The sequence below is a fragment of the Thioclava sp. NS-SX20 genome (genome assembly GCF_057380695.1).
This window is the reverse complement of the sequence record NZ_CM170816.1, coordinates 1,697,697-1,720,700: the sequence shown is the minus strand read 5'-3', so window position 1 is coordinate 1,720,700 and position 23,004 is coordinate 1,697,697. Positions and strand designations below refer to the sequence as shown.

General features: G+C 63.3%; 21 protein-coding genes. 7 read left to right on the top strand and 14 right to left on the bottom strand.

Annotated elements, in window-relative coordinates; all coding sequences use genetic code 11:
* Nucleotides 1–4 precede the first annotated feature (4 nt).
* Nucleotides 5–859: an ABC transporter permease gene (locus tag AC2ISB_RS08360; protein WP_339107774.1), complete on the top strand. Its 855-nt coding sequence runs from the start codon at nucleotides 5–7 to the stop codon at nucleotides 857–859.
* A 56-nt stretch (nucleotides 860–915) separates the two neighbouring features.
* Here the strand turns inward: AC2ISB_RS08360 and AC2ISB_RS08355 are convergent, their stop codons facing one another.
* Entirely contained in the window at nucleotides 916–1,335 is a 420-nt protein-coding gene (locus tag AC2ISB_RS08355) for an NADPH-dependent FMN reductase (RefSeq protein WP_486574700.1), read from the bottom strand.
* Between the two features lie 94 nt (nucleotides 1,336–1,429).
* On the opposite strand from AC2ISB_RS08355, the gene map reads away from it, so the two are divergent.
* Entirely contained in the window at nucleotides 1,430–2,179 is a 750-nt protein-coding gene (gene map / locus AC2ISB_RS08350) for a type I methionyl aminopeptidase (protein ID WP_486574699.1), read from the top strand.
* Nucleotides 2,180–2,187: 8 nt separating this feature from the next.
* Here map and AC2ISB_RS08345 read toward each other — a convergent pair whose 3' ends face one another.
* The 8 genes from AC2ISB_RS08345 to AC2ISB_RS08310 all read right to left on the bottom strand — a co-directional run bounded on the left by AC2ISB_RS08345 (nucleotide 2,188) and on the right by AC2ISB_RS08310 (nucleotide 10,992).
* Nucleotides 2,188–3,135, bottom strand: coding sequence for an AEC family transporter (locus AC2ISB_RS08345; RefSeq protein ID WP_486574698.1), 948 nt, complete (start codon nucleotides 3,133–3,135; stop codon nucleotides 2,188–2,190).
* A complete protein-coding gene (locus tag AC2ISB_RS08340; RefSeq protein WP_339107771.1) occupies nucleotides 3,132–3,941 on the bottom strand; it encodes an MBL fold metallo-hydrolase in 810 nt (269 codons plus the stop codon). The genes AC2ISB_RS08345 and AC2ISB_RS08340 overlap by 4 nt, the downstream gene beginning before the upstream one ends.
* Nucleotides 3,938–4,750: a TatD family hydrolase gene (locus tag AC2ISB_RS08335; protein ID WP_339107770.1), complete on the bottom strand. Its 813-nt coding sequence runs from the start codon at nucleotides 4,748–4,750 to the stop codon at nucleotides 3,938–3,940. The genes AC2ISB_RS08340 and AC2ISB_RS08335 overlap by 4 nt, the downstream gene beginning before the upstream one ends.
* 22 nt (nucleotides 4,751–4,772) lie before the next feature.
* Nucleotides 4,773–5,900 (bottom strand): DNA polymerase III subunit delta', encoded by a 1,128-nt coding sequence (locus AC2ISB_RS08330; RefSeq protein ID WP_486574697.1) that lies wholly within the window; start codon nucleotides 5,898–5,900, stop codon nucleotides 4,773–4,775.
* The gene (gene tmk / locus AC2ISB_RS08325) at nucleotides 5,900–6,529 is read right to left on the bottom strand and encodes a dTMP kinase (protein WP_339107768.1); all 630 of its coding nucleotides are present in this window, start codon (nucleotides 6,527–6,529) and stop codon (nucleotides 5,900–5,902) included. Before tmk ends, AC2ISB_RS08330 begins: the two co-directional genes overlap by 1 nt.
* Before the next feature lie 9 nt (nucleotides 6,530–6,538).
* Nucleotides 6,539–7,717, bottom strand: coding sequence for a D-alanyl-D-alanine carboxypeptidase family protein (locus tag AC2ISB_RS08320; protein WP_339109527.1), 1,179 nt, complete (start codon nucleotides 7,715–7,717; stop codon nucleotides 6,539–6,541).
* A gap of 12 nt (nucleotides 7,718–7,729) precedes the next feature.
* Nucleotides 7,730–8,632: an SPOR domain-containing protein gene (locus AC2ISB_RS08315; protein ID WP_486574696.1), complete on the bottom strand. Its 903-nt coding sequence runs from the start codon at nucleotides 8,630–8,632 to the stop codon at nucleotides 7,730–7,732.
* 293 nt (nucleotides 8,633–8,925) lie between these two features.
* Complete coding sequence (locus AC2ISB_RS08310; RefSeq protein ID WP_486574695.1) at nucleotides 8,926–10,992, bottom strand: methyl-accepting chemotaxis protein; 2,067 nt, start codon at nucleotides 10,990–10,992, stop codon at nucleotides 8,926–8,928.
* Between the two features lie 153 nt (nucleotides 10,993–11,145).
* Here AC2ISB_RS08310 and AC2ISB_RS08305 point away from each other — a divergent pair, with 153 nt between their 5' ends.
* The 4 genes from AC2ISB_RS08305 to AC2ISB_RS08290 are packed head-to-tail and all read left to right on the top strand — an operon-like array spanning nucleotide 11,146 to nucleotide 14,267.
* Nucleotides 11,146–12,147, top strand: a complete 1,002-nt coding sequence (locus AC2ISB_RS08305) for a ligase-associated DNA damage response exonuclease (protein ID WP_486574694.1) — start codon at nucleotides 11,146–11,148, stop codon at nucleotides 12,145–12,147.
* Complete coding sequence (locus AC2ISB_RS08300) at nucleotides 12,147–13,727, top strand: cisplatin damage response ATP-dependent DNA ligase (RefSeq protein WP_486574693.1); 1,581 nt, start codon at nucleotides 12,147–12,149, stop codon at nucleotides 13,725–13,727. Before AC2ISB_RS08305 ends, AC2ISB_RS08300 begins: the two co-directional genes overlap by 1 nt.
* A 40-nt stretch (nucleotides 13,728–13,767) precedes the next feature.
* Nucleotides 13,768–14,001, top strand: a complete 234-nt coding sequence (locus AC2ISB_RS08295; protein WP_486574692.1) for a DinB family protein — start codon at nucleotides 13,768–13,770, stop codon at nucleotides 13,999–14,001.
* Nucleotides 13,938–14,267 (top strand): DinB family protein, encoded by a 330-nt coding sequence (locus AC2ISB_RS08290; RefSeq protein ID WP_486574691.1) that lies wholly within the window; start codon nucleotides 13,938–13,940, stop codon nucleotides 14,265–14,267. The genes AC2ISB_RS08295 and AC2ISB_RS08290 overlap by 64 nt, the downstream gene beginning before the upstream one ends.
* Before the next feature lie 34 nt (nucleotides 14,268–14,301).
* On the opposite strand, the gene pdeM is transcribed toward AC2ISB_RS08290, so the two are convergent.
* The 4 genes from pdeM to AC2ISB_RS08270 form a co-directional block, all read right to left on the bottom strand.
* Complete coding sequence (pdeM, locus tag AC2ISB_RS08285) at nucleotides 14,302–15,093, bottom strand: ligase-associated DNA damage response endonuclease PdeM (protein WP_406721038.1); 792 nt, start codon at nucleotides 15,091–15,093, stop codon at nucleotides 14,302–14,304.
* Between the two features lie 8 nt (nucleotides 15,094–15,101).
* Complete coding sequence (locus tag AC2ISB_RS08280) at nucleotides 15,102–17,516, bottom strand: ligase-associated DNA damage response DEXH box helicase (protein ID WP_486574690.1); 2,415 nt, start codon at nucleotides 17,514–17,516, stop codon at nucleotides 15,102–15,104.
* A gap of 103 nt (nucleotides 17,517–17,619) precedes the next feature.
* On the bottom strand, nucleotides 17,620–20,202 hold the full coding sequence (locus tag AC2ISB_RS08275; RefSeq protein ID WP_486574689.1) for an HWE histidine kinase domain-containing protein: 2,583 nt from the start codon (nucleotides 20,200–20,202) through the stop codon (nucleotides 17,620–17,622).
* On the bottom strand, nucleotides 20,199–20,861 hold the full coding sequence (locus tag AC2ISB_RS08270) for a heme oxygenase-like domain-containing protein (protein ID WP_486574688.1): 663 nt from the start codon (nucleotides 20,859–20,861) through the stop codon (nucleotides 20,199–20,201). Before AC2ISB_RS08270 ends, AC2ISB_RS08275 begins: the two co-directional genes overlap by 4 nt.
* Before the next feature lie 367 nt (nucleotides 20,862–21,228).
* Between AC2ISB_RS08270 and AC2ISB_RS08265 the strand changes: the two genes are divergently transcribed.
* Complete coding sequence (locus AC2ISB_RS08265) at nucleotides 21,229–22,245, top strand: zinc-binding metallopeptidase family protein (protein ID WP_406736267.1); 1,017 nt, start codon at nucleotides 21,229–21,231, stop codon at nucleotides 22,243–22,245.
* Nucleotides 22,246–22,255: 10 nt separating this feature from the next.
* On the opposite strand, the gene AC2ISB_RS08260 is transcribed toward AC2ISB_RS08265, so the two are convergent.
* Nucleotides 22,256–22,999, bottom strand: coding sequence for a COG3904 family protein (locus tag AC2ISB_RS08260; RefSeq protein WP_339107757.1), 744 nt, complete (start codon nucleotides 22,997–22,999; stop codon nucleotides 22,256–22,258).
* Nucleotides 23,000–23,004 lie beyond the last annotated feature (5 nt).

The following is a 23,004-nucleotide window of genomic DNA, read 5'->3' as shown; positions in this document are numbered from 1 at the left end:
AGACATGAGCGCACTTCCCCCCTATGCCTCCACCGGCCAGCGGATCTGGTTCTATACGTTCCGTGTTCTGTGTGGCCTGATCTTCTTCTTCCTGATCGCACCGATCATCACGATCATTCCGCTTTCCTTCAACGCCGAGAACTTCTTTACCTTCACGCCGGGTATGCTGGCACTGGACCCCGATGCCTATTCGCTCAAGCATTATGTGGATTTCTTCACCAATCCCGACTGGCAGCAGGCGCTGAAAAACTCGGTCACGATCGCACCGGTGGCGACGCTGATCTCGGTGTCTTTGGGGACGCTGGCGGCCATCGGCCTCAGCCAGAGCCATGTGCCCTTCAAGCGTGCGATCATGGCGATCCTGATCTCGCCGATGATCGTGCCGCTGATCATCTCGGCGGCGGGGATGTATTTCTTCTACTCCCGCGTCGGCTTGCAGGGCACCTATATCGGTGTGGTGCTGGCCCATGCCGCTCTGGGCATCCCCTTCGTCATCATCACCGTGACGGCCACGCTGGTGGGCTTTGACCGCTCGCTGACCCGTGCTGCGGCGAATATGGGCGCAGGGCCGGTGCGCACCTTCTTCAAGGTGCAGATGCCGCTGATCCTGCCGGGCGTGATCTCGGGCGCGCTTTTCGCCTTTATCACCTCCTTCGATGAGGTGGTGGTGGTGCTGTTTGTGGGTTCGGCCTCGCAAAAGACCCTGCCGTGGCAGATGTTCATCGGCCTGCGCGAACAGATCTCGCCCACCATTCTGGCGGTGGCTACGATCCTTGTGGTGTTCTCTATCGCGCTACTGGCAGCGGTAGAGCTGCTGCGCCGCCGGAATGAACGTCTGCGCGGTGTCACCCCGCGCTAAACGGGCAAGATGAAAGCTTAAATGAACCAGAAGGCCCGCGCGCTACGCGGGCCTTTTTATGTTTCAATAGCTGCGGAAAACCGGTTCAAGTCGTTTTCCATATCATGGCGCTGCTTATCTTGTGACAGGTGGGTTTCAATCTCCGGCTGCGGGATGTGCAGCAACTCAAGCTTCAAGAACACCTCGGGCAGAAATCCGGAACTGACCGTTGCCAGCACCAGCCGGAGCTGCGCCAGCATATCATCGCCACGATGGGAGGCATGCATTAAGGCGATAGGCTTGTGAATAAGCTCCTCGCGCGAGACCAGCCAGTCGATGGCGTTTTTCAAGCCACCCGGAATAGAGCGCACATATTCGGGGCTCGCGATAATCAGCCCGTCGCTTTTTCTGATCATCCCGGCCAGAGTCACAACCGGTTCAGGGGGGGGCGCTCTTCTGATCTGGCGAAAACACCGGAAGATCCCCCAGCCGGTCATAGATAACGCGTGTCTGCGGTAGATTCTACGGCAAGGGTTTATTGTCCATCAGGTGGCGGTTTGATAAGCCAAGGCACGTTAGACGGAGCCCGATATGATTGTGACCAGTGAAGCCGAGCTAGACGGGCTGAAAGAGATTGGCCGGATCTGCGCTAATGTGCTGCAGGGGATGGCCCGCGCGGTCGAGCCGGGGATGACGACGCTGGAGCTGGATGACATCGGGCGTGCCATGCTGGAGGCGGCAGGCGCGGTCTCGGCCCCCGAGGCGGTCTACCAGTTTCCCGGCGCCACCTGCATTTCGGTCAATGAGGAAGTGGCGCATGGCATTCCGTCGGGTCGGGTGATCCGCGCGGGCGATCTGATCAATATCGATGTTTCGGCCAGCAAAAATGGCTATTTCGCCGATAATGGTGCAAGTTTCGGGGTGGGGCAGATGCGCCCCGTGCTGGACCAGCTGTGCCGCGACGGGAAGAAGGCCATGCAGATCGGCGTGAAACAGGTCGCGGCGGGCAAGCCCCTGAACGGCATCGGCATGGCGATCGAGCGCTTTGCCAAGCCGCGCGGCTATACGCTGATCCGCAATCTGGCTAGCCACGGGGTGGGCAATTCGCTGCATGAATACCCGGAGGAAATCCCGACATGGACCGAGAAACGCGACAAGCGCGTGATCGAGAAGGGGCTGGTGCTGACGGTCGAGCCCTTCCTGTCGATGGGCGGCGAATGGGCCGATACCGAGGAAGACGGCTGGACGCTTTATGCCGAGCCCTCGGCCCCCACCGTGCAATATGAACATACCGTGGTGGCGACCGAGAAGGGCGTGATCATCGTCACGATTCCCGACTGAAGTCCCGATTAAGGCAGGAAGGCGATCCACGTCCATATGGTCAGGGTCGAAAGCGCCGTGCCCACCAGCACCGCCGAAGCCGCCACCCGTTTGCCCACGCCATAGATATTGGCGAAGAGATAGGCATTGACCCCCGGCGCCATCGCCGCTGTCATCGTGACCGAACGCAGCTGGTCCATGTTCAGGCCAAAGCCGAACCGCGCCAACACATAGGCAAGTCCCGGATGCACAAGCAAGGACAGCACGCAGACCATCGTGATCGCGCGGCTGTCCCCTTCGGGGCGATAGCGCACCAGCACGCCGCCGAGCCCGAAAAGCGCCGCCGGAATCGCCGCCCCCGCCATCATATCCATCGCCGCCCAGATCGGATGCGGCAGCGGCTGGCCGGTGACGAACTGCCCCAGCTTGATCAGCAGCCCGCAAAGGATGCCGATCACCAGAGGCGTTCGCAGCACGCCTTTCAGCGCATTGATTCCCACCCGCGCAAGGCTGATGCCCTGACCTGCCGAGCGCGTGGCCTCCATCGCCAGAATGCCTACCGTATAGAGGAAGGGCGAATGGATCGAGATGATCGCGAAATTGCCCGCCAGCGCCTCGGTGCCATAGGCGCGCTCGGTGATCGGGATGCCCAGCAGCAGCGAGTTGGAGAACAGGCAGCAGAAACCGATGGCGATCGCCTCGTCGGGATGGCGGCCCATTAGGCGCGCGCCCAGAATGCCGATCCCGAAGGCCAGCAGAGCGCCCGCGTAAAAGCTGACCATCAACCGCCAGTCGAAGCTTGCGCCCAGATCCAGTTTCGCAATCGACCGCGCCAGCAGCACCGGCACCGCGAAATTCTGCGCAAAGCGCATCAGCCCGTCAACCGCGGTCTCCGAAAACAGGCCTTTCCAAGTGGCAAGATAGCCAAGACCGACGATCAGGAAGACAGGCAGGATGACGTCGATCAATGCGCTCATGCGTCGGGCAGCTCCAGCACCATGCCATCATAGGCGGGGACCACATGATCGGGGGTCTCGCGCATCACCGCGTCATAATCGAGGTCGATATGCATATTGGTGATCACGCCGTGGCGGTTGCCCGCGCGCTCCATCCATTCCAGCGCAAGCGCCAGATGGGCATGGGTCGGATGCGGCTTGCGACGCAGCCCGTCCAGCACCCAGATATCGAGGTTTTGCAGATAGGGCCAAGCCAGAGGCGGAATATCCGACACATCGGGCAGATAGGCCAGACCGCCCTGTGGCCCGCCGATACGGAAGCCCAAAGCCTTGATATTGCCGTGATCCACCTCGAAAGGGGTGAACGGCAACTGCCCGCCCGCCCCATCGATGATGAAGGGGCCGTCGATCTCGGTCAGCTCGCAGATCGGTTTGTAATTGCTGTCCTCGGGCTGGACAAAAGCATAGTCGAAGGCCTTGACCAGACGGCCAGCGGTCTCGGGGTCGGCAAAGACCGGCAGACGCTGGCCCATGTTGAACACGATCTGGCGCAGGTCATCGAGCCCGTGGATATGGTCGGCATGGGAATGGGTATAGACCACCGCATCCAATTCGCCCACGCCCGCATCCAGTAACTGTGCGCGCATATCGGGGCCGGTGTCGATCAGCACGCGGGTGGTGCCTGCCGCGCCCAGACGTTCGACCAGCATCGAACAGCGGCGGCGGGCGTTCTTGGGGTTTGCGGGGTCACATTCCCCCCAATGCCCGCCAAGCCGCGGCACGCCGCCCGAGGAACCACAGCCAAGGATCGTGAAGCGCAGGGTCATTTGGCCCTCCAGCTGGCGGCCTTGGCAAAGAGCGTGTCGAAGTTGTTCTGCGTCTGCGCTGCAAACTCGGCGTAGTCCATGCCGAAGACCTCGGCACCCACACGGGCGGTATGGGCGGTGTAGGCCGGTTCGTTGCGCTTGCCGCGATGGGGTTTGGGCGCAAGATAGGGGCTGTCGGTTTCCACCAGAATGCGGTCCACGGGGGCGGTGGCGAAAATATCGCGGATCTCCTGGCTTTTCGGGAAGGTCGCAATGCCCGACATCGACAGGTAGATCCCCATTTCAAGCGCGGCTTTCGCCAGTTCCGGCCCCGAGGAAAAACAATGCAGCACGCAAGGATAGGCTTTGCGGGCCATGCCCTCGCCAAGGAGTTTCGCCATATCCTCATCGGCATTGCGGGCATGGATGATCAGCGGCAACTGGGTTTCCTGCGCCGCCTCGATATGGATCTTCAGGCTGACCTTCTGCACCTCGGCGCTATCGGCGGAATAGTGGTAATCCAGACCCGTCTCGCCCAGCCCCACGAATTTCGGGTGCTGGGCCAGCGCCACCAGTTCCTCGACCGAGACCATCGGCTCTTCGGCGGCGCTCATCGGGTGGGTGCCTGCCGCATAGAAGACCTGATCATAGCGCTCGGCAATCGCGCGGACCTGCGGTTCGTTTTTCAGCCGCGTGCAGATGGTCACCATCCGGCTGACGCCCGCCTCGAGAGCGCGGGCAATGACCTGATCGCGGTCCTCGTCGAAACTGTCGAAATCCAGATGGCAGTGGCTGTCGGTAATTTGCGGAATATCGGTCTCGCGGGCCACTTTGCCTCTCTTTCCGGACGGCTCAGGCGGCCGCCGCTGTTAATTTAAGAACCATATCGACCACCAGCGCGGCAGGGTCAAGGTTCACCGCCCGCCCATGACGCGCGCGGGTGCCAAGTTCTTGGTGCAATGCCGCCCATTTCATCGCTGCCAGCTGATCGGGCGACAATCGCGCCATCAGCTTGGCCTCGCCCTGCGCTCCTTCTGGATGGGGCGGGCCCATCACGCCCGCACGCGCCAGCCGCGCCATGAACAGATCCAAAAGCCCCAGCGCCAAATCAAACCGCTCGGCATTCTGCTTGCCGGTGAAACTTTCGGCCAAAGCCAGCGCCTTGGGCCGGTCGAGGCGGGGCAGGGTGGCCATAAGATCCACGATCTGGGCATAGGTCTCCAGCCCGTTCAGATTGATTAGCCGGATCGCCTCGCCCACCGACCCTGCCGAAAGCGCCGAAAGCGCCATCATATCCACATCGGGGTCCATCGCCTCGGCCTGATCCAGCGCCTGTGCCATCGCCTCGGGGTCGAGTGCATGCAGACGTAGCTCGCGGCAGCGCGAGCGGATGGTCGGCAAAAGCCCCGCAGGCTGATGCGAGATCATCAGAAAGGTCACCCGCTCGGGCGGCTCTTCCAGAAGCTTCAGAAGCGCATTGGCGGCCTGCACATTCATCTCGTCGGCGCAATCGACAATCACCACACGGGGGCCGCCATCGCTGGCCGATAGATGCAGGAAGCTGCGCATCTCGCGCACGCGGTCCACGCGGATATCCTGAGATAGCGCCGATCCGGTGGCATTCGGCCCGCGCTTGAGCTCGAACACACCGGGTTCGGACCCTGCCATGATCCGCCGCACCGCCGCATGGTCGGGGTCGGTAGTCAGGGTCTCGGGCGGCTCGGGGGCGAACATGCCGCCTGCCTCGGGCTGCGACATCAGGAATTTGGCGATGCGCCATGCAAACGTCGCCTTGCCGATGCCACGCGGGCCGGTCAGTAGCCAGCCGTGATGCAGGCGCCCTGCACGGAAGGCCTCAAGAAACTCGGCCTCGGCCTTCGACTGGCCAAAGACCGCCTCGGCCATACGCGGATGGGGCGCACCCTCGATGCAGGAGGGATCGGGCAGGCCCGGCTCGGTCTTGGCAGCTCTCGGGGCCATCAGGGGGCCTTCTTCAGGTCGGCGGCCATGTCCTGCGTGTAGCGCAGCACATCGGCGGCCACCTCTTCGGGGGAGCGCCCGCCATTGATTGTGCGGAACCGGTCGGGGAAAAGGTGGCTCAGATCCACAAATCCCGCGCGCATCTTCTTTTGCAGGTCCAGCCCGAAATCCTCGAACCGTTCCTCATGGCCCTGCCGTCCCTTGGCACGCGCGAGCCCCACTGCGGGGTCGATGTCGATCAGGAAGGTCAGATCGGGTTCGCGTCCGATCATCATATCGTGCAGGCGGTCCACCAAAGCGCGGATATCGCCGCGCGAGAGGCCCTGATACATGCGGGTACTGTCGGCGAAACGGTCGCAGATCACCACTTTGCCGGCGGTCAGTGCGGGCGTGATCACCCGCTCCATATGGTCGCGCCGCGCGGCGGTGAACAAAAGAAGTTCGGTATGGGGCGACCAGCGGTCCGGCTCGCCCTGCAAGACGAGCGCGCGGATTTCCTCGGCCCCGGTCGACCCGCCGGGTTCACGGGTCAGAACGACATCGAGGCCCTCCTTGCGGAGAGCCTCTGCCAGAAGACGGGCTTGGGTCGATTTGCCCGACCCGTCAATCCCCTCGAAACTGATGAACATCAGAATCCCTTAGCTGTTAGCGGCCTCTAGGGCCTTCGCGGTTAGCCGCGACAATGCCGTTTTTATCCGGATCATGAAACCCCCTTCGGCCACATCTTCGCCCGCGACCAGATCGACCATCTTCGGCTTGTCGATCCCCGGAATGGTCAGGGCCAGTTCTCCCAGCTTGGTTCCGGCCTTGACCGGCGCTTCGATGGGGGTGGTGTAATGCGCCTCGGCCTTGATCGCATCCTGCGCGGTGGCGGGCACCAGCAGTTCGAGATCTTCGGCAGGCACCAGCGAGACATCTTTCTGCGCGCCCAGCCAGACCGGCACGCGGGCCACCTGCGTGCCTTTGGTGACAACGGTTTTCATAACGAATTGGCGAAAGGCCCAGTTGGCAACCGCCTCGGCCTCCTGACGGCGGGCGGTTTCGCTATCCATACCGGCCAGCACGAAAACGATGCGGCGGTTGCCCAGATGGGCCGATCCCACGATACCATAGCCCGCTTCCTGGGTATGGCCGGTTTTCATGCCATCTGCAGTCCAGTCAGCGGCCTTGATCTCCAGCAGCGGGTTGCGGTTTTGCGCATTCGCGGGCGCGCGGTCCTTGTAATTGAATTCGGTCATCCCGAAGAACTTATAATATTCGGGGAATTCGGTGATGATGCGGGTCGCGAGGATGCCCAGATCATGGGTGGACATGCGCTGGCCGGGGTCGGGCCAGCCCGAGGCATTGGCAAACATCGAGTTCTTCATGCCCAGTTGGTGGGCGCGTTCGGTCATCTGCTCGGCAAAGGCGGATTCCGAGCCTGCCAGCCCTTCGGCCACGGTCACACAGGCATCATTGCCGGAATTGATGATGATCCCGTGGATCAGCTCTTCCACCGTCGGACGGTCCATCGTGTTGAGGAACATCGTCGAGCCGCCCATCGATTGCGCATGGTCGGAGACGGAGAAGGTCGTGTCCATCGTCACCCGCCCGTCGCGCAGCGCCTCGAACAGCAGATCCAGCGTCATCAGCTTCGACATCGAGGCGGGCGGCAGCGGAATATCGGCATTTTTTGCCATCAGGACGGTTTTGGTCGAGACATCATAGACCCACGCCGCCGAGGCCGAGGTGTCGAATGCTTTTGCCTTGGGCGCCGTGAACGGCAGGACAGTCACCACCGTGAGGCAAAGTGCGGCGAACCGGTGCGCGAAACGCATCATATTTCTTCCTTATTTCGAGACGGCAAAGGCGTCGGTAAAGCCCAGCCCCTTGATTTTCGTCAGCAACGTGTTGCGGTCGGATTGGGACGCGGCGGGACCAGCCACAACGCGCCAGAATTTCTTGCCCTGCCAGTTTTCCTCGATGGTCTGGGCCACAACGCCGGATTTACCAAGCTTGGCGGTTGCGCTTTCGGCATTGGCCTTGACCGAGAAGATCCCGATCTGCACCAGCAGACCGCTAGGTTTGGCGGCGGAGGGCTGGACGGCTGCGGCCTGCGCGGCGGGCGGTTTGGAGGCCGCTTCGGGGGCGGGCTTGGCCGCCGGTTTCGCGGCAGGCTTGCCCGAGCCCTGCGGGGCGGGGGGCGCCTTTGCGGGCGTCTGTGCGGGCAGGGCGCCGGTGGTGATGGTTTCGGGCGTCATCGCGTCGGAGGCGGCCACGACCTCGGCTTCGGGGGCAGGGTCCGTCCCTTCGGGCGCGGCTTCCTGACGGCGCAGCGCCACCACCGAAAGCTTGGCGGGCGCACCGGCCAGCATGCCAAGCGCATCTGCCGCATCCGAGGACACCTGCAATTTGGGGCCGGGATTCTCGCGTTCGCGGCGGAACAACGCGCCAATCACGAATTTGCCGTTTTCGGTGTTGCGGATGATCACGCGCTCGGGGTCCTTGACGGTCGGATGGGCGACCCAGACACCGCCCAGCGACGGCCGGCCATCCCAAAGCCCCTGCTCCTCGACGGAAAAGACCTGAGGGGCCTCGACATCACGCTCGACCAGCCGTGCCGAGGTCTGCTCGGTCACGGCACCGTCTTCGGTCTTGCTTTTGCCGAAGGGCAGGCCCGTGGTCTGGCAGGCCGCAAGCGACAGGCCCGCGCCAAGCATGAGGATCACCGGAGATAGACGTCGTCTGTGCATTCTGCCCTTCCCATTGACGGGTCGCGATGGGAATATCCCTATCTGCCCTGAGCGCGCCCCGCGGGGCGGCGATTACATTGCCTCGGATGCCAGCCTCTTTCGGGCCGGTCGTGTCGTGCAACTGTAACTGGCAAATCGTCGCAAGGAAAGCACCTCTGGTGCCGTGAAAGGGGCCTGACAAGGCGTCTGGCCTCAGAAATGCGTGAGGGCGCGAAACCTTGCCGGTGCGCGCCCTGTGTGGCGGAGGTTTCCGCCCACGTGTCAGCCGGTGCGCTCACCGGTGTTCTGTGGCGTTAACCGGCCAGCCGCTCCTGCGGGACCTGCTGTGCCACAGGCGCGTCCAGAATGAACTTGCTGCTTTCTCTGGCCAGAGCCTCGGCCATATTCTGCAAGACGCGGGTGGTGGCCGACGCTTCCTCGAACATTGCGGCGTTCTGCTGGGTGACCTGATCAAGCTGGTTCACGGCCGTCTGGATCTCGTTCAGGCCGATCGATTGCTCGGCTGCCGAATTGGCGATATCGCGCACGGCCTGATCCAGCAACATGACCGCATCCTGAATTTCCTGCAAGGACACGCCCGACTGGTTGACGAGCGACACGCCCGAGGTCACCTGTTTCTCGGAGGTCGAGATCAGCTCGGCGATTTCCTGTGCCGCCCCCGATGACCGCTGGGCAAGCGCACGGACCTCCGAGGCCACCACCGCAAAGCCGCGCCCTGTCTCGCCCGCCCGTGCCGCCTCGACACCGGCGTTCAGCGCCAGAAGATTGGTCTGGAAGGCGATGTCGTCAATCACCGAGGTGATGCGCGAAATGGCCTGACTGCTTTGGGCAATCGCATTCATCGCGACGATCGTATCCTGCACGATCTGCCGCCCGTTCTCGGCCCGCACACGCGCACTGCCCACCGACTTCTCGGCCTGACGCGCCCCATCGGCCGAACTTTTGACCGACGCCGCAAGCTGGTTGATGGCCGCCGCCGATTCCTCCAGCGAGGCCGCCTGTGCCTCGGTGCGCTGGCCCAGCTTGTCGCCGGCCTGAGTAAGGCTCAAGGTCTCGACATTCAGCGTCATCGCGCTTTCGACGATGCTGCTGATCAGGGACGAAATCTGCTCGAGCGAGTTGTTCATATCGTCACGCAGCTTTTCCAGCTCTGGCGGCACCTCGACATGCAGCCGCTGGCTCAGATCGCCGCGGTTCATTGCCTCGGCGATACGCTGGAAATCGGCAATCGCGTTTTTGCGCAGGGTCACGTCCGTGGCGAATTTGACCACTTTGACAACCTTGCCCTCGTCATCGAAAATCGGGTTATAGGTGGCTTGAATCCAGATTTCCTTGCCCGATTTGCAGATCCGGCGATATTCCGCGCGCTGGAACTTGCCCGCCCCTAGATCCTGCCAGAACTGCGCATAGGCGGGGCTGGTCCGTTCCGCCTCGGCCACGAAAATCCGGTGATGCTGGCCCGTGATCTCGTCAAGACGGTAGCCCAGAGCCTCTAGGAACAGGTCATTGGCGCGCAGCACCTTGCCCTCGGGGGTGAATTCGATCACCGCCTGAGACCGGCCCAAAGCCGCGATCTGCCCCTCGGCATCCGTCGTGCGGGCCTTGTCGGCGGTAATATCCGTGGCGATCTTGACCACGCGCAGCACCCTGCCGCGATGATCGGTGACCGGATTGTAGCTGGCATTCAGCCAGATATCGCACCCCGATTTGGTGCGGCGTTTGAACTCGCCCGACTGGAACTTGCCCGCTCGCAGCTCTTCCCAGAACTGCATATAGGCCGGACTGTCCGCCTTACCCACCGGCATGAAGCTTGCATGATGCAGGCCCACCAGCTCGGGGGCCGTATAGCCCATCGCCTTGCAGAAGGCGGCATTGGCAAAAATCACCTCGCCCTCGGGGGTGAATTCGATCACCGCATTCGACTTGTCCAGCGCATCCAGCTTGCCCGTCATCGCCAAGCGGGCCATTTCCTGCTTGGTGACATCGCTGGCCGTTTCGATGATACCGCTGACATGGCCTTCGGGGCCATAGAACGGCGTATAGCTGGCGCTGATATAAACGCACCCGCCCTCGCGTGTCTTGCGTGCGAAGACCTGCGTCTGCGCTTTGCCATTGCGCAGCGCCTCCCAGAAGGCAGAATATTCGGGCAGGTCTGCCTGTCCGTCGGGCATGAAAATACGATGATGCTGGCCGATCAGCGTCTCGGGCGTATAGCCCATCAGATCGCAGAAAATCTGGTTGGCCTGACGGATCGTGCCGTCGGGGGCAAAGCAGATGACCGCTTGCGACTGCAGGACAGCCCATTCGATGGGAAAGCTGTCAGAGGGTGCGGCGGCGCGGCGTTTTTTGAAGGTTAACACGGGAGGTGCTCCGTAATCATTACGGAACCCAAACTAGGCTGAATTACTTAATAATCTGCTTCGTAAGATAAGCATGTGATTGATATACATAGGAAATATAGACAGGATTTACGATCTTAACATGCAGAAAAATTGCAGGTTTACCTAGAGGAAATGGCTAAGTCCCTTATTTCTAAAACAGAATTCGGGATCTACTGCGCGGCGGGCGATTTCTATATCGACCCGCACCGTCCGGTGCCGCGTGCGGTGATCACTCACGGCCATGCCGATCACGCGCGAGCGGGCCACGGGGCGGTTCTCGCTACAGGTGAAACGCTTGATATCATGAGGATTCGCTATGGCGAAACCTTCGCGGGGGCGACGCAGAAGCTGACAGATCCGATTCGCCTTGGCGGGGTGGATCTGCGGCTTGTGCCGGCCGGTCATGTGCTGGGCTCGGCGCAGGTGGTGATCGAGAAAGGCGGGCGGCGCGAGGTGGTGTCGGGGGATTATTCCCGCGTGGCCAATCCGGCCTGTGCGCCCTTCGAGCCTGTGCCCTGCGACCTCTTCGTGACCGAGGCCACCTTTGCCCTGCCGGTCTTCCGTCACCCCGACCCGCTGAACGAGATCAACCGGCTTCTGGCCTCGGTGCGCCGGTTTCCCGAGCGGGCCCATATCGTCGGGGCCTATGCATTGGGCAAGGCGCAGCGGGTCATCATGTTGCTGCGGCAGGCAGGCTATAGCGAGCCGGTCTATATTCATGGCGCGCTTCAGGCGCTTTGTGACTACCATCTGTCACAAGGCATTGCCTTGGGGGATCTGCGCCCCGCGACAATGGAGACCGCGCAGGCGCGGGCGCTGCACGGGGCGATCATCATCGCGCCGCCCTCGGCCTTCGGCTCGGCCTGGGTGCAGCGTTTTGCCGATCCGGTGATCGCTTTTGCCAGTGGCTGGATGCAGATCCGCGCCCATGCGCGCAGGCGGGGGGTGGAATTGCCGCTGGTCATCTCCGATCATGTCGACTGGCCCGATGTGACCCGCACCATCCGGCAGGTCGACCCGCAGGAACTCTGGATCACGCATGGGCGCGAGGAGGCGCTGATGCGGTGGGCGGTGCTGGAGGGGCGGCATGCGCGCCCGCTGCATCTGCTGGGCTATGACGAGGAACCCGAGTGATGCGCGCCTTTGCCGAGCTTCTGGAACGTCTGGCCTTTACCGGCGGCCGCAATGCGAAACTGGCCTATCTGGCCGCATATTTCCATGCCACGCCGGACCCCGATCGGGGCTATGCGCTGGCCGCGCTGACCGGTGATCTGTCTTTGGGCCGTGTGCAGCCCGCGCTTTTGCGCGAGATGGTGGCGGAGCGCGTGGATGCCGAGCTGTTCGCGCTGTCTTACGATTTTGTCGGGGATCTGGCCGAGACAATCGCCCTGATCTGGCCCGACCCTGCCACTTGCGAGGATCTGTCTCTGGTCGAGGTGGTCGGCACGTTGACGCCGCTGTCCAGGCCCCAGGCCGCGCGGCAGATCGCGCAATGGCTGGACCATCTGGCCGCCCCCGCACGGCTGGCCCTGCTGAAACTGGCCACGGGCGGGCTGCGCGTTGGCGTTTCGGCACGGCTGGCGCGGCTGGCACTGGCGCAGATGGGCGCGCAGGACGGGGGGCCATCTGTCGAGGAGATCGAGGAACTCTGGCATGGGCTGACCCCGCCCTATACCGCGCTGTTTGGCTGGATCGAGGGTGGGCCGCGTCCCGCCCATGCCGCGCTTGCGCCGTTCCGTCCGGTGATGCTGTCGACGCCCGTCACCGAGGAGGAACTGTCGAAATTCGCGCCCGAAGACTATGTGGCCGAATGGAAATGGGACGGGATCCGCGTGCAGGCCGTGTCCGAAGGCGGCACCCGCAGGCTGTATTCGCGCACGGGCGACGATATCTCGGGCAGCTTTCCCGATCTGGTCGGGGCGATGGCTTTCGAGGGCGCACTGGATGGCGAGCTGCTGATCCGGCGCGGCGATCAGGTGGCCCCCTTTGCCGATCTCCAGAAACGTCTGGGGCGTAAGACACCCGGCCAGAAGATGATGGCCGAGGCCCCCGCCGCGCTGCGTGCCTATGACATCCTGACATGGCAGGGCGAAGACCTGCGACCGCTTCCCTTCACCGCCCGTCGCGCACGGCTGGAGCAGGCCGTGGCAGGGCTTGGTCCGCGGCTGGATGTGTCGCCGCTTGTGCCTTTCGCGGACTGGCAGGCACTGGCGGCATTGCGGGCCAACCCGCCCGAGGCAGTGATCGAGGGGGTCATGCTCAAGCGTCCGGACAGCGCCTATCTGGCCGGCCGCCCGCGCGGGCCGTGGTTCAAATGGAAGCGCGAGGCGCGGCTGGTGGATGCGGTGCTGCTTTATGCACAGCGCGGGCATGGCAAGCGGTCGGGGTTCTACTCGGATTTCACCTTCGCGCTTTGGGATGGCGAGGCGCCGGAGGCGCCGCTGGTGCCTGTCGGCAAAGCCTATTCCGGCTTCACCGATGAAGACCTGCGCCGTCTCGACCGTTTTGTGCGCACCCATACGCGTGAACGCTTCGGCCCCGTGCGCTCGCTTGTGCCGGAGCTGGTGGTCGAGGTGGCCTTCGAGGGGCTCAACCGCTCTGCGCGCCATAAATCCGGTGTGGCGATGCGGTTTCCGCGCATCAACCGCATCCGCTGGGACAAACCCGCCCATGAGGCCGACCGCCTGCAATCGCTGCTGGATCAACTGCCCTGATGCCGATACCCTTCGGTCCGGTAGCAAAGGGGGGAATGCAATGTCCGAGAAAACCAGTGCCCTGCGTATGGCGCGCTATAACAGCTGGCAGAACAACGCGATGATTTCGGCGGCCAACCAGTTGCCCATGCGCGAAAGACAGCGCGATTTCGGCACTTTCTTCAAATCGATCGAGGCGACATTCTCGCATCTCTATTGGGCCGACCAGACATGGCTGGCGCGCTTCGGGGTGGGGGCGCCCTTGGGGCTGGGCCTTCCGAAAGCACCGGTCTGATCCATGATTGGGACCTCTTCCAGAGCGACCGTCAGGCACTTGACCAGCAGATTTTCGACTGGGTCGAGGGGCTGGACGAGACGTGGTTCTCTGGCACGCTGTCATGGTATTCCGGTGCCTTGGGGCGCGATATGGTCAGACCGCATGCGCAGGTGCTGGCGCATATCTTCAACCATCAGACCCATCACCGTGGCCAGATCCATGCCATGTTGTCGATGGCAGGTGTCAATTCGGGCGTGACCGATCTGGCCTTCATGCCGGAGTAGGGCCTGTAGATAGAACGCGCCAAAGGGGCGCGCGTTAGGGCTGGCCTTCTGTCCGCTCGGCATCTGGCGCGGGGTCGGGATCGGGCAGATGGGCGGTGGTGTCGGCCGCCGCCGCCGCAGGCACCTCATCCGCAGGTTCGGTATCCGCAGGCAGCGCCGGGATCGGTACCCGCAGGATCTTGCGCCCCATCGCATAGGCAATGCCGCCGCCGGTCAGGCGGGCCAGTTCGGGGTGGTCCATCTCCAACCCGCCGGTAAAGGTGCCGAAAGCGGGCAGGACCATGTGGGTTTCGCCCACCAGAAGTGCACGGGCGGCACGCCCCGCGATACGGGTCTTGGGGTGGAAATGCCCCGAGATATCCGGCCCCCGTCCGGCCTTGTGCCGGAAGGTCAGGTTGCCGAAGCGCAGCTCGGGCATGATATCTCCGGGCAGGTCATGCTGGCCCGGATCATGGTTGCCGGTGATCCAGATCCAGTCAGAGACCTTGGCAATCGCCGCCAGCCGCGCCTTGACCGAACGCGCCAGAGACCGCCCCGCCTCATCATCGTCAAACGCATCCCCCAGCGAGACCACGCAGGCGGGCTTGGTGAAAAACAGCGTGGCATCAAGGCGGGCCAGAGTGTCGAGATCCCCGAAAGGGGGCAGCAGCGCGCCGCCCCGCCGCGCCACGCGCTCGGCCTTGCCGAAATGCAGATCCCCCAAAATCAGGGTGCGCCGTTCGGGCCAGTAAAGCGCCCCTGTGGACAGCACCATGAAACTATGGCCCGCAAAGCGCACGGGCGCCGTGACCAGCTTCTCGTCGAAATCGGGGAGTATGCTCGACATCCCGTCCGTCATGTCAGACCTGCCTCTTTCATCAACCGTTCGGCTTCCTGTTCCATCAGACGCATTTCGCCCGAACCGCCACGGATCGCAACCCGTCCGGCCTCCAGCAGAAGTGGCGCGGCCAGGGGGGACACATGCGCCAGCGGGTGATAGGCGATCCGCTCATGGGCCTGCAACATGTCCTCGATCCGGCCAAAATCCACAAGCCCCCGCTGCGCTTCGTCTTGGGTCATCCTTAACATGAGATGCTGCGGGTCGTGCCGACGCAGGGTGTCATACAGGATATCCGAGCTGAAAACCGCCTGTTTGCCAGAGCGCCGTCCGCCGGGCAGGGTGCGCTGGATCAGGCCCGCAATGGTGGCCACCGTGCGGAAGGCGCGCTTCATCACCGCATTTTGCCCCAGCCAGTCGGCAAAGCCCATGCGCAGTCCCGCAGGTTCCAGCAGGCTGGCGGGATGGTGCACCGGATCGACCGACCAGATCAGAACCGCATAATCGGTGGCGGTAAAGCCCAAAGGCCCCAGACCCAGATCCTCCATCCGTTTGGTGACCAGAAGGCCCAGCGTCTGATGGGCATTGCGCCCCGCAAAGCCGTAGATGCAGGTATAGTGGCGGTCCTTGCGGGGGAAGGTCTCGACCAGCAGGACGCGCGGCTGCGGCAGGCCGGAAAGGCGGCCCTGCCGGTCCAGCCAGTCGCGACAATGGGGGGGCAGGGCCTGCCAGCGGGCAGGGTCCGCGATCAGCGCCTCGACGCGGTGGGAAAGCTGGGTCGAGGTGGCCAGCTTGGTGCCGGAATAGACCGCGATCTTCGGCTCGCGCCCGCGGGCGGGGCTGACCTCGACCACCAGATCATGCAGCCCCTCATAGCGCACCACCTGACCGCCAATCAGGAAGGTATCTCCGGGCGAGAGGGTGGCGGCAAAGGCTTCCTCGACCTCGCCTAAAGGCGCGCCGCCCCGCCGCGCTTTCATCCGCACCTTCAGGGTCTCGCTATCGACGATGGTGCCGATATTCATCCGCAGATCCCGCGCCGCACGGGGGTCGCGCAGCTGCCACACCCCCTGCCGCTGCATCAGGCGCTGCCAGCGGTCATAGGCCCGCAGCGCGTAACCGCCCGTGGCGCAGTAGTCCAGACAGGCGTCGAAATCCTCTTGCGAGAGACCGGTATAGGGGCCCGCCCGCTGGATTTCGGTATAAAGCGCCTCTGCCGAAAACGGGCCTGCGCAGGCGGTCAGCAGGATATGCTGGCACAGCACATCCAGAGGGCCGGGGCCGCGTGGGTCGCCATCCAGATCATGCGCGCGCACGGCCTCGAGGGCTGCGGCACATTCGATCTCCTCAAAGCGGTTGGCGGCGACGATACGCGCGCGCGAGGGTGTGTCATAGCGGTGATTGGCCCGCCCGATCCGTTGCACCAGACGTTTGACATTCTTGGGCGCACCCACCTGAATGACCAGATCGACATCGCCCCAATCCAGCCCCAGATCCAGCGAGCCGGTGCAGACCACGGCGCGCAGGCGGCCCGCCACCATCGCCGCCTCGACCTTCTGGCGGGCCTCACGCGCCAGCGAGCCGTGATGCAGCCCGATCGGCTCGTTGGTATCATTGACCTCCCAGAGCGCCTGAAAGAACAGCTCGGCCTGCGCGCGGGTGTTCAGAAATACCAGCGTCAGGCGGGCCTCGCGAATGGCGGCCATCACATCGCGCACCGCATAGCGCCCGCCGCCGCCCGACCACGGTGGCGGATCGGTGGTGGCCAGCATGGCAATATCGGGGGGCGGTCCGGGATCGGCCTGCAGGATATGCGCTCCGCCCATAAAGCGGGCCAGCCCCTCGGGGTCTTCCACCGTGGCCGACAAGCCGGTGACAGTCAGCGCGGGCGAAAGGACGCGCAGCCGCGCCAGCCCCAGCATAAGCTGGTCCCCACGGCGGCTTTCGGCCAAGGCGTGGATCTCGTCGAGGATCACCCGTTTCACACCGGCGAAAATTTTGGGGGCTTCGGGATAGGACAGCAGCAGCGCCAGCGATTCCGGTGTGGTCAACAGGATGTCGGGCGGGTCCACGCGCTGCCGCCTGCGGGTGGTGGCCTTGGTGTCGCCGGTGCGGTCCTCGATGCGAATCTGCAACCCCAATCCGGTCACAGGGGCGGTCAGCGCCCGCGCGATATCGGCACTCAGCGCCTTGAGCGGGGAGACATAAAGCGTATGAAGCCCGCCTTCGGTGCCCTTTAGCAGATCGGCAAGGCTGGGCAGAAAGCCCGCAAGCGTCTTGCCACCGCCCGTGGGCGCGATCAGCAGCGTGTCGCCCGGCTGGCGCAACATTTCCAACTGGTGAGGATGGGGCACCCAGCCCTGATCTGTAAACCAGCGTTGCAGCTTGGGGGGCAGGGCCGGTTCTGGCGGAGGGGGGATCTGGGCTGTCATGCCTAGCAGATAGGGTGGTCCGGCGCCCGCGCAATAGGGCGCCGCAGGGTTCTGTCACCGCCCCGCCGTTACATGCACGGGAGGGGCGGAGGCAAGGGCAGGGTCAGTTCCGCAAAAAGCCCATCTTGGTCAGCACATCCGACAGATCCCCTGTGGTATAGGGTTTGCGCATCAGCTCGGCCTCGGGATAGGCGTCAATACCGGCTTCGTTCGCATCATAGCCGGAAGCCAGCACGATAGGGACCCCCTGCGCGGCGAGATGTTCGGCCACCGGCAACGAGGTTTCCTCGCCCAGATTGACATCCAGCACGGCAAGCTTCGGCACGAACCCGTCCTTCAGGATCGACAGCGCCTCGGCTACGGAGGCCGCCGTGCGCACCTCGTCCGCGCCCATGTCCTCCAGCATCCCTGCCAGATCCAGCGCAACGATCATCGTATCTTCCAGCACAAGAGCCGGACCACCAACCCAAGGTTCGCCACTGGCAGGAGAGGTTTCGTCTTGCATATTGATCTCTGGATTTCCATCAAACGGGCGATGAGTGATAACAATATTGGCCGGTAATGAGAAGCGCGCCTCGACGCCGGCCGAGTTGTAACGCACCTCGGCGGCGCCTTTCAGCTCATGCGGGATGGTCTTCTCGATCACGGTCGAGCCGAAGCCGCGGCGCGTCGGTGCACGCACCACGGGTCCGCCCCGCTCGTGCCAGTCGATCGTCCATGTGCCATCGGGCTCTTCGGTAATGCCGATCTCGACCCGTCCGCTGGGCGCATGCAGGGCCCCGTATTTCACCGAATTGGTCACCAGTTCGTGGAAGACCAGCGCCAAGGGCGTGAACGCCTCTGCCGTGATGACGATATTCTGGCCCCTGAAATCCAGACGGCTCTTGTTGCCCAGCCCGAAGGCATTGGCCTCGACCTCGATCAGCTCGGCCAGCGGGATCGGCGCGAACTGGTCGCGGGTCAGCTGGTCATGGGCGCGCGCCAGCGCGTTGATGCGCCCGTCCAGTGCCACGGTGAATTCGCTCAAGGTCTCGGCGCCGCTGCTGGACTGTTTCATGATCGAGCGGATGAGATTGAGGATATTGCGCACACGGTGGTTCAGCTCGGAAATCAGCAATGCCTGCCGTTCCTGCGCCTGTTTGCGCTCTTTCTCGGCCTGATCGGTCAGCTTGAGCACCACTTCCAGCAAGGTGCCGCGCAGGGCCTCGGCGGCCCGCAACTCGCCCGCCGCCCAAGGCGCACAGTGGCCATGCACCTCCTCGCGCCACGCCTCGAAAGATTTGCGCGGGCTCAGGCGGTCGCCATTGGGACCATGCTCGACCGGTTTCTCGGGGTTGCCCGCCCATGTCACCGATTTCGCGATCTCGCGGCGGAACAGCACCAGATAGTCGCGCGGACGGCGCGAGATCGGCAGCGCCAGCAGGCCGGCGCAGTCTTCCTGATAGGTCGCGGCCTCGGGAAAGCCTTTGGACAGATGGTCGGTCGCATAGACCCGCGATCCCGAAGCGGTGTTGAGATAGCGTGCAAGGCGGTAGAACTGTTCTTCGGTCGGGGTGGTGCCCTGTGTCAGCAGCTTGCCGTCACTGTAAAGCGCGATCCCGTCGAACTGGATCAGATCCTCGATCTGGCGGGCGATATCGCTGAAATTCTCGGCCCACTCGCTGGTGGCCGAAACCAGCGCCATGATCCGGTTATGGGTCTCTTGCGCGCGCAGGGCCGATTCATTTTCGATCATCGTCTCGGCGCGGGCCAGCTCGTAGGCGAAAAGCTGGCCGAAAAGTTCGACCGAGGTGCGCTTTTCGTAATCCATGATCAGCGGTTCGGGATGGTGGCAGGCAATCAGCCCCCACAATTCCCCCTGATTGAGGATGGACACCGACATCGAGGCCTGAACGCCCATATTGCGCAGATATTCCAGATGGATCGGCGAAACCGAGCGCGATACGGAAAGCGACAGGTCCAGTGGCTCCCCCATCGGGTTTTGCGCCGGTAAGATCTCGGAGCCCGCATCATCGACATTGCCGATCAGCCGCAGAAGCGAGCGTTTATAAAGGGCGCGCGCCTGTTTGGGGATGTCGGACCCCGGAAAGCGCAGCCCTAGATAGCCACTCATGCCGGGGGCAAGCGCCTCGGCGATCACCTTGCCGGAGCCATCGGGCGAGAACTGGTAGACCATCACCCGCGCAAACCCCGTCAGGCGACGCAGGCTTTCGGCGGCAGAACTCGCCATCTGCGGCACATCGCGCATCGTCGACAGCTTCTGGATCAGCGGCTGCACCACGGCCAGATCACTGGCATGGTTGTGGCTTTTCTTGATTTCGAATTCCAGAATGAACCCATGTTTATAGGCATGGGCCGCTACGTCAAAAAGCACACCGCGCCGCCCGATTTCCAAGCCGAAAAGACGCACCGTTTGCTGGTCGAGGCTGAGCCGCGTCAGATGGGCACGGATCAGTTGCTTGGTCTGCACCGGCAGCAGATCGGCCAGCGGCAGCCCCAGCAGGTCTTCGGCAGCAAGGCCCAGCATGCGCGCGGCATTGGCCGAATGATGCTGCACGATCCAGTCATGGCTCAGCGCAATCAGGCAGGCCCAGCTTTGGACGCGCCCGAGCTGGTGGATCGGTTCGCGGTCGCAATTTGTAAGATCCGTTTGGGTCAAGGCGGAATAGTCCGGCATCTGGGTCATAAAGGTGCTTTCTCTGCCCGATGGGGATGCATCGGTGCAGCAGGGGACGAGAGATGCTGAGACAGGGCAAGGGCGAACCATTCGAAGCACTGTTCGGCATCTGCGATAATACTCTCGGTTTGAGGATTTTCTACCGAAATTTGAGATGTTTGATGAACGTAGTTTTGCCAAAGACGGGGGTCGAAAACATGCTCCAGATACTGGCTTGGCACCGCGTCGCGGCCCTGTTGTACAAGGGCCTCGCGACGGCGGCGGGCCAGCACCTGTGTGCCCAGCCGCGACCCGAACAGCACATAGTCTCGAGCCAGCGGATGCAGGCGCAGCGGGGCCGTGTTCTGGCTTTGAGGCGCGTCGCCACAAAGGGCATGACCCGTGAAAGGCGCGAGATCGGCCTCCAGCGCCGCCAGCAGCCTGCGGATCAGCGCCGAGCCTGCCATTTGCTCCGTTGCATGATCCGTATCGGTTGCGCCCTGCATCCGGCCCAGAGCCTGACGATGCGCGCGCAGGAAGACCGCATAATCGGCATCGATCCCGAGATCGAGTGCCGAGAACGCGCGGTCCAAGGCATCATGGGCAGGTGTCAGACGCTGCCGCAGGGCATCGCGCAGGGTTTGTGCACCGGAACTGGCCGTCTCTGGCGCGGCGGGGGAATGGGTCAATGGCAACATGCTTTCGCAGTAAGAGTGAACTTGTTACGCGCGGGTATAGCGAAACTTATAAAGAATGAGAGGGCACAAATCATGCGCCTCGTCCCCCTTGGCACAGGTGCCGCATCCCAACTATGTCAAAAGACATAACTCAAAGATTTTTCCCTCGTTGTTCGTGGCCTATCGGCTGAAGATTTCGGTTCATGCATACCAATCGGGCTAACCTGTCATAGCCGTGAAGGTTCCCTCGGTGCAGAAATAAAGTTCTCGCGCGGCCAAGGTTGTCTTGGCGCTGGCTTGCGCCATTTGTGGGGAGAATATCACAGGCCCGCCCGCACAGGTTTCGCGTAGGTTTCGGGCGGTTGCGGAGGGTCTGCCCATGATGCGTTATCACTGCCCGTCCTGTCGCGCCGAAGTCTATTTCGGTAATGACACCTGTCTGTCCTGCGGGACGGAACTCGTGTTCGAGCCCGGACGCGGCTTTCTGGATTTGCGGGCGGAAGGCCTGCCGGCTTGTGAAAACCGTGCGCGTATCGGCTGTAACTGGGTGGCCGATGCGCAGGAGGGGGCGCAGGGAGGGCTGTGCCTGTCCTGTCGGCATACGACGGTGATCCCCGATCTTTCAGTGGAGGGCAATCTGCAGCGCTGGGCCGAGTTCGAAGCGGCCAAGCGCAATCTGATGCGGATGGCTGTCCTGCTGGATCTGCCCCTGACCGACAGCGCGGGGCCGCGCCCGCGTTTTCTGTTCAAAGCGCCGGATGCGGGTGAAGCGGTGGTGATGGGGCATGCCGATGGCGATATCACGCTCAATATCGCCGAGGCCGATGATGAGTATCGCGCCGCGACCCGTGCGGAAATGGGCGAGCCCTATCGCACCCTGATCGGGCATTTGCGCCACGAATCGGGGCATGCGTTCTGGGAGGTGCTGGTGAAGCCCTTTCCCGACCGTCTGGCGGCGTGCCGTGCGTTGTTCGGTGATGAGCGCGAAGATTACGGGCAGGCGCTGGAGCGCCATTACGCGCAGCCCGCGCCCGCAGGGTGGGAGCAGGCCTTCGTATCCGAATATGCCACCGCCCATCCCTATGAGGATTTCGCCGAAAGCTGGGCAAACCTGCTGCATATCCTCGACGGGCTGGAAACCGCGCTGTGTTACGGGCTGATGCCTGCAGGGCACGAACTGGCCGCGCCCGAGGCCCCGCGCGATATCCTGTTCTGGTTGCTGGGGATCGCGATGGAGGATCTGGTCTCGGCCTGGATCGCGCTGTCACTGGCGCTAAACGCGCTGAATGACAGTCTGGGCCATCCCAGCTTCTATCCCTTCATCCTCACCCCGAAGGTCTCTGAAAAGCTGGATTGGGTGCGGCAGGTCATCCGGCAGGGATGTCTGGCGGATTAGGGGCGGCGGATCAGGGGGGCGCAAGGAAGCCATACTGCTGCAACTCGGCTTTCGAGAGCAGATAGATCCGGTCGGGGGCGGTTCGCATGGCAGGCTCCATCACCGCAGGGTCGATGCCCATCCTGATCAGATAGGCCATCACCGCCGCTTGCCCGCGCTGCACAGATTCCACCGCCATGAATGCGGGTAGGATGGCGCTGGTGCCGAAGCTGTGCTGATGCACGCCAAGCTTGCCATTGGGCGCAACCTGCCGCGTGCGGCCTCCGGCAAAGAGATAGGGGCAGGCGGACAGGCAGATCGCCCCGTCCTTGACCGAGGTCGCAATGCCGCTGTCGCGCAGAACCTCGCCGATCTCCAGCGCATCCGAGACCGAACCGCCGGTCGAATCCAGACTGACCATGCGGATGGTCTGCCCCGTTTCGGCGCGGCGGCGCAGTTCCTCGGTGATGCGGGCCGCATCGCCGGCGGCGATCTGGCCGGTCAGGGTCAGATCCGCCCCTTCGCCGCCAAGCTCCAGCCGCTCGGGCATCGGGCCTTGTGGGGCGGGCACGCCCGGAGCGGTGCCGGGCCTGCGATCGGGCGTATAGGGGCGGGTCGAGGGGCCGGAGGGCAGGGGCGCGGTCAGCGGGTCTTTGCCGCCCCAGCTACCGATCAGGTCAATCCCCATCAGCGCCACGCCAATGGCCACCTGCGCGCCGATCAGCGCAACGATGACGCGCCGGATCTGGTTGGGCGGTTGGGATATGTCGCGCATCGCCG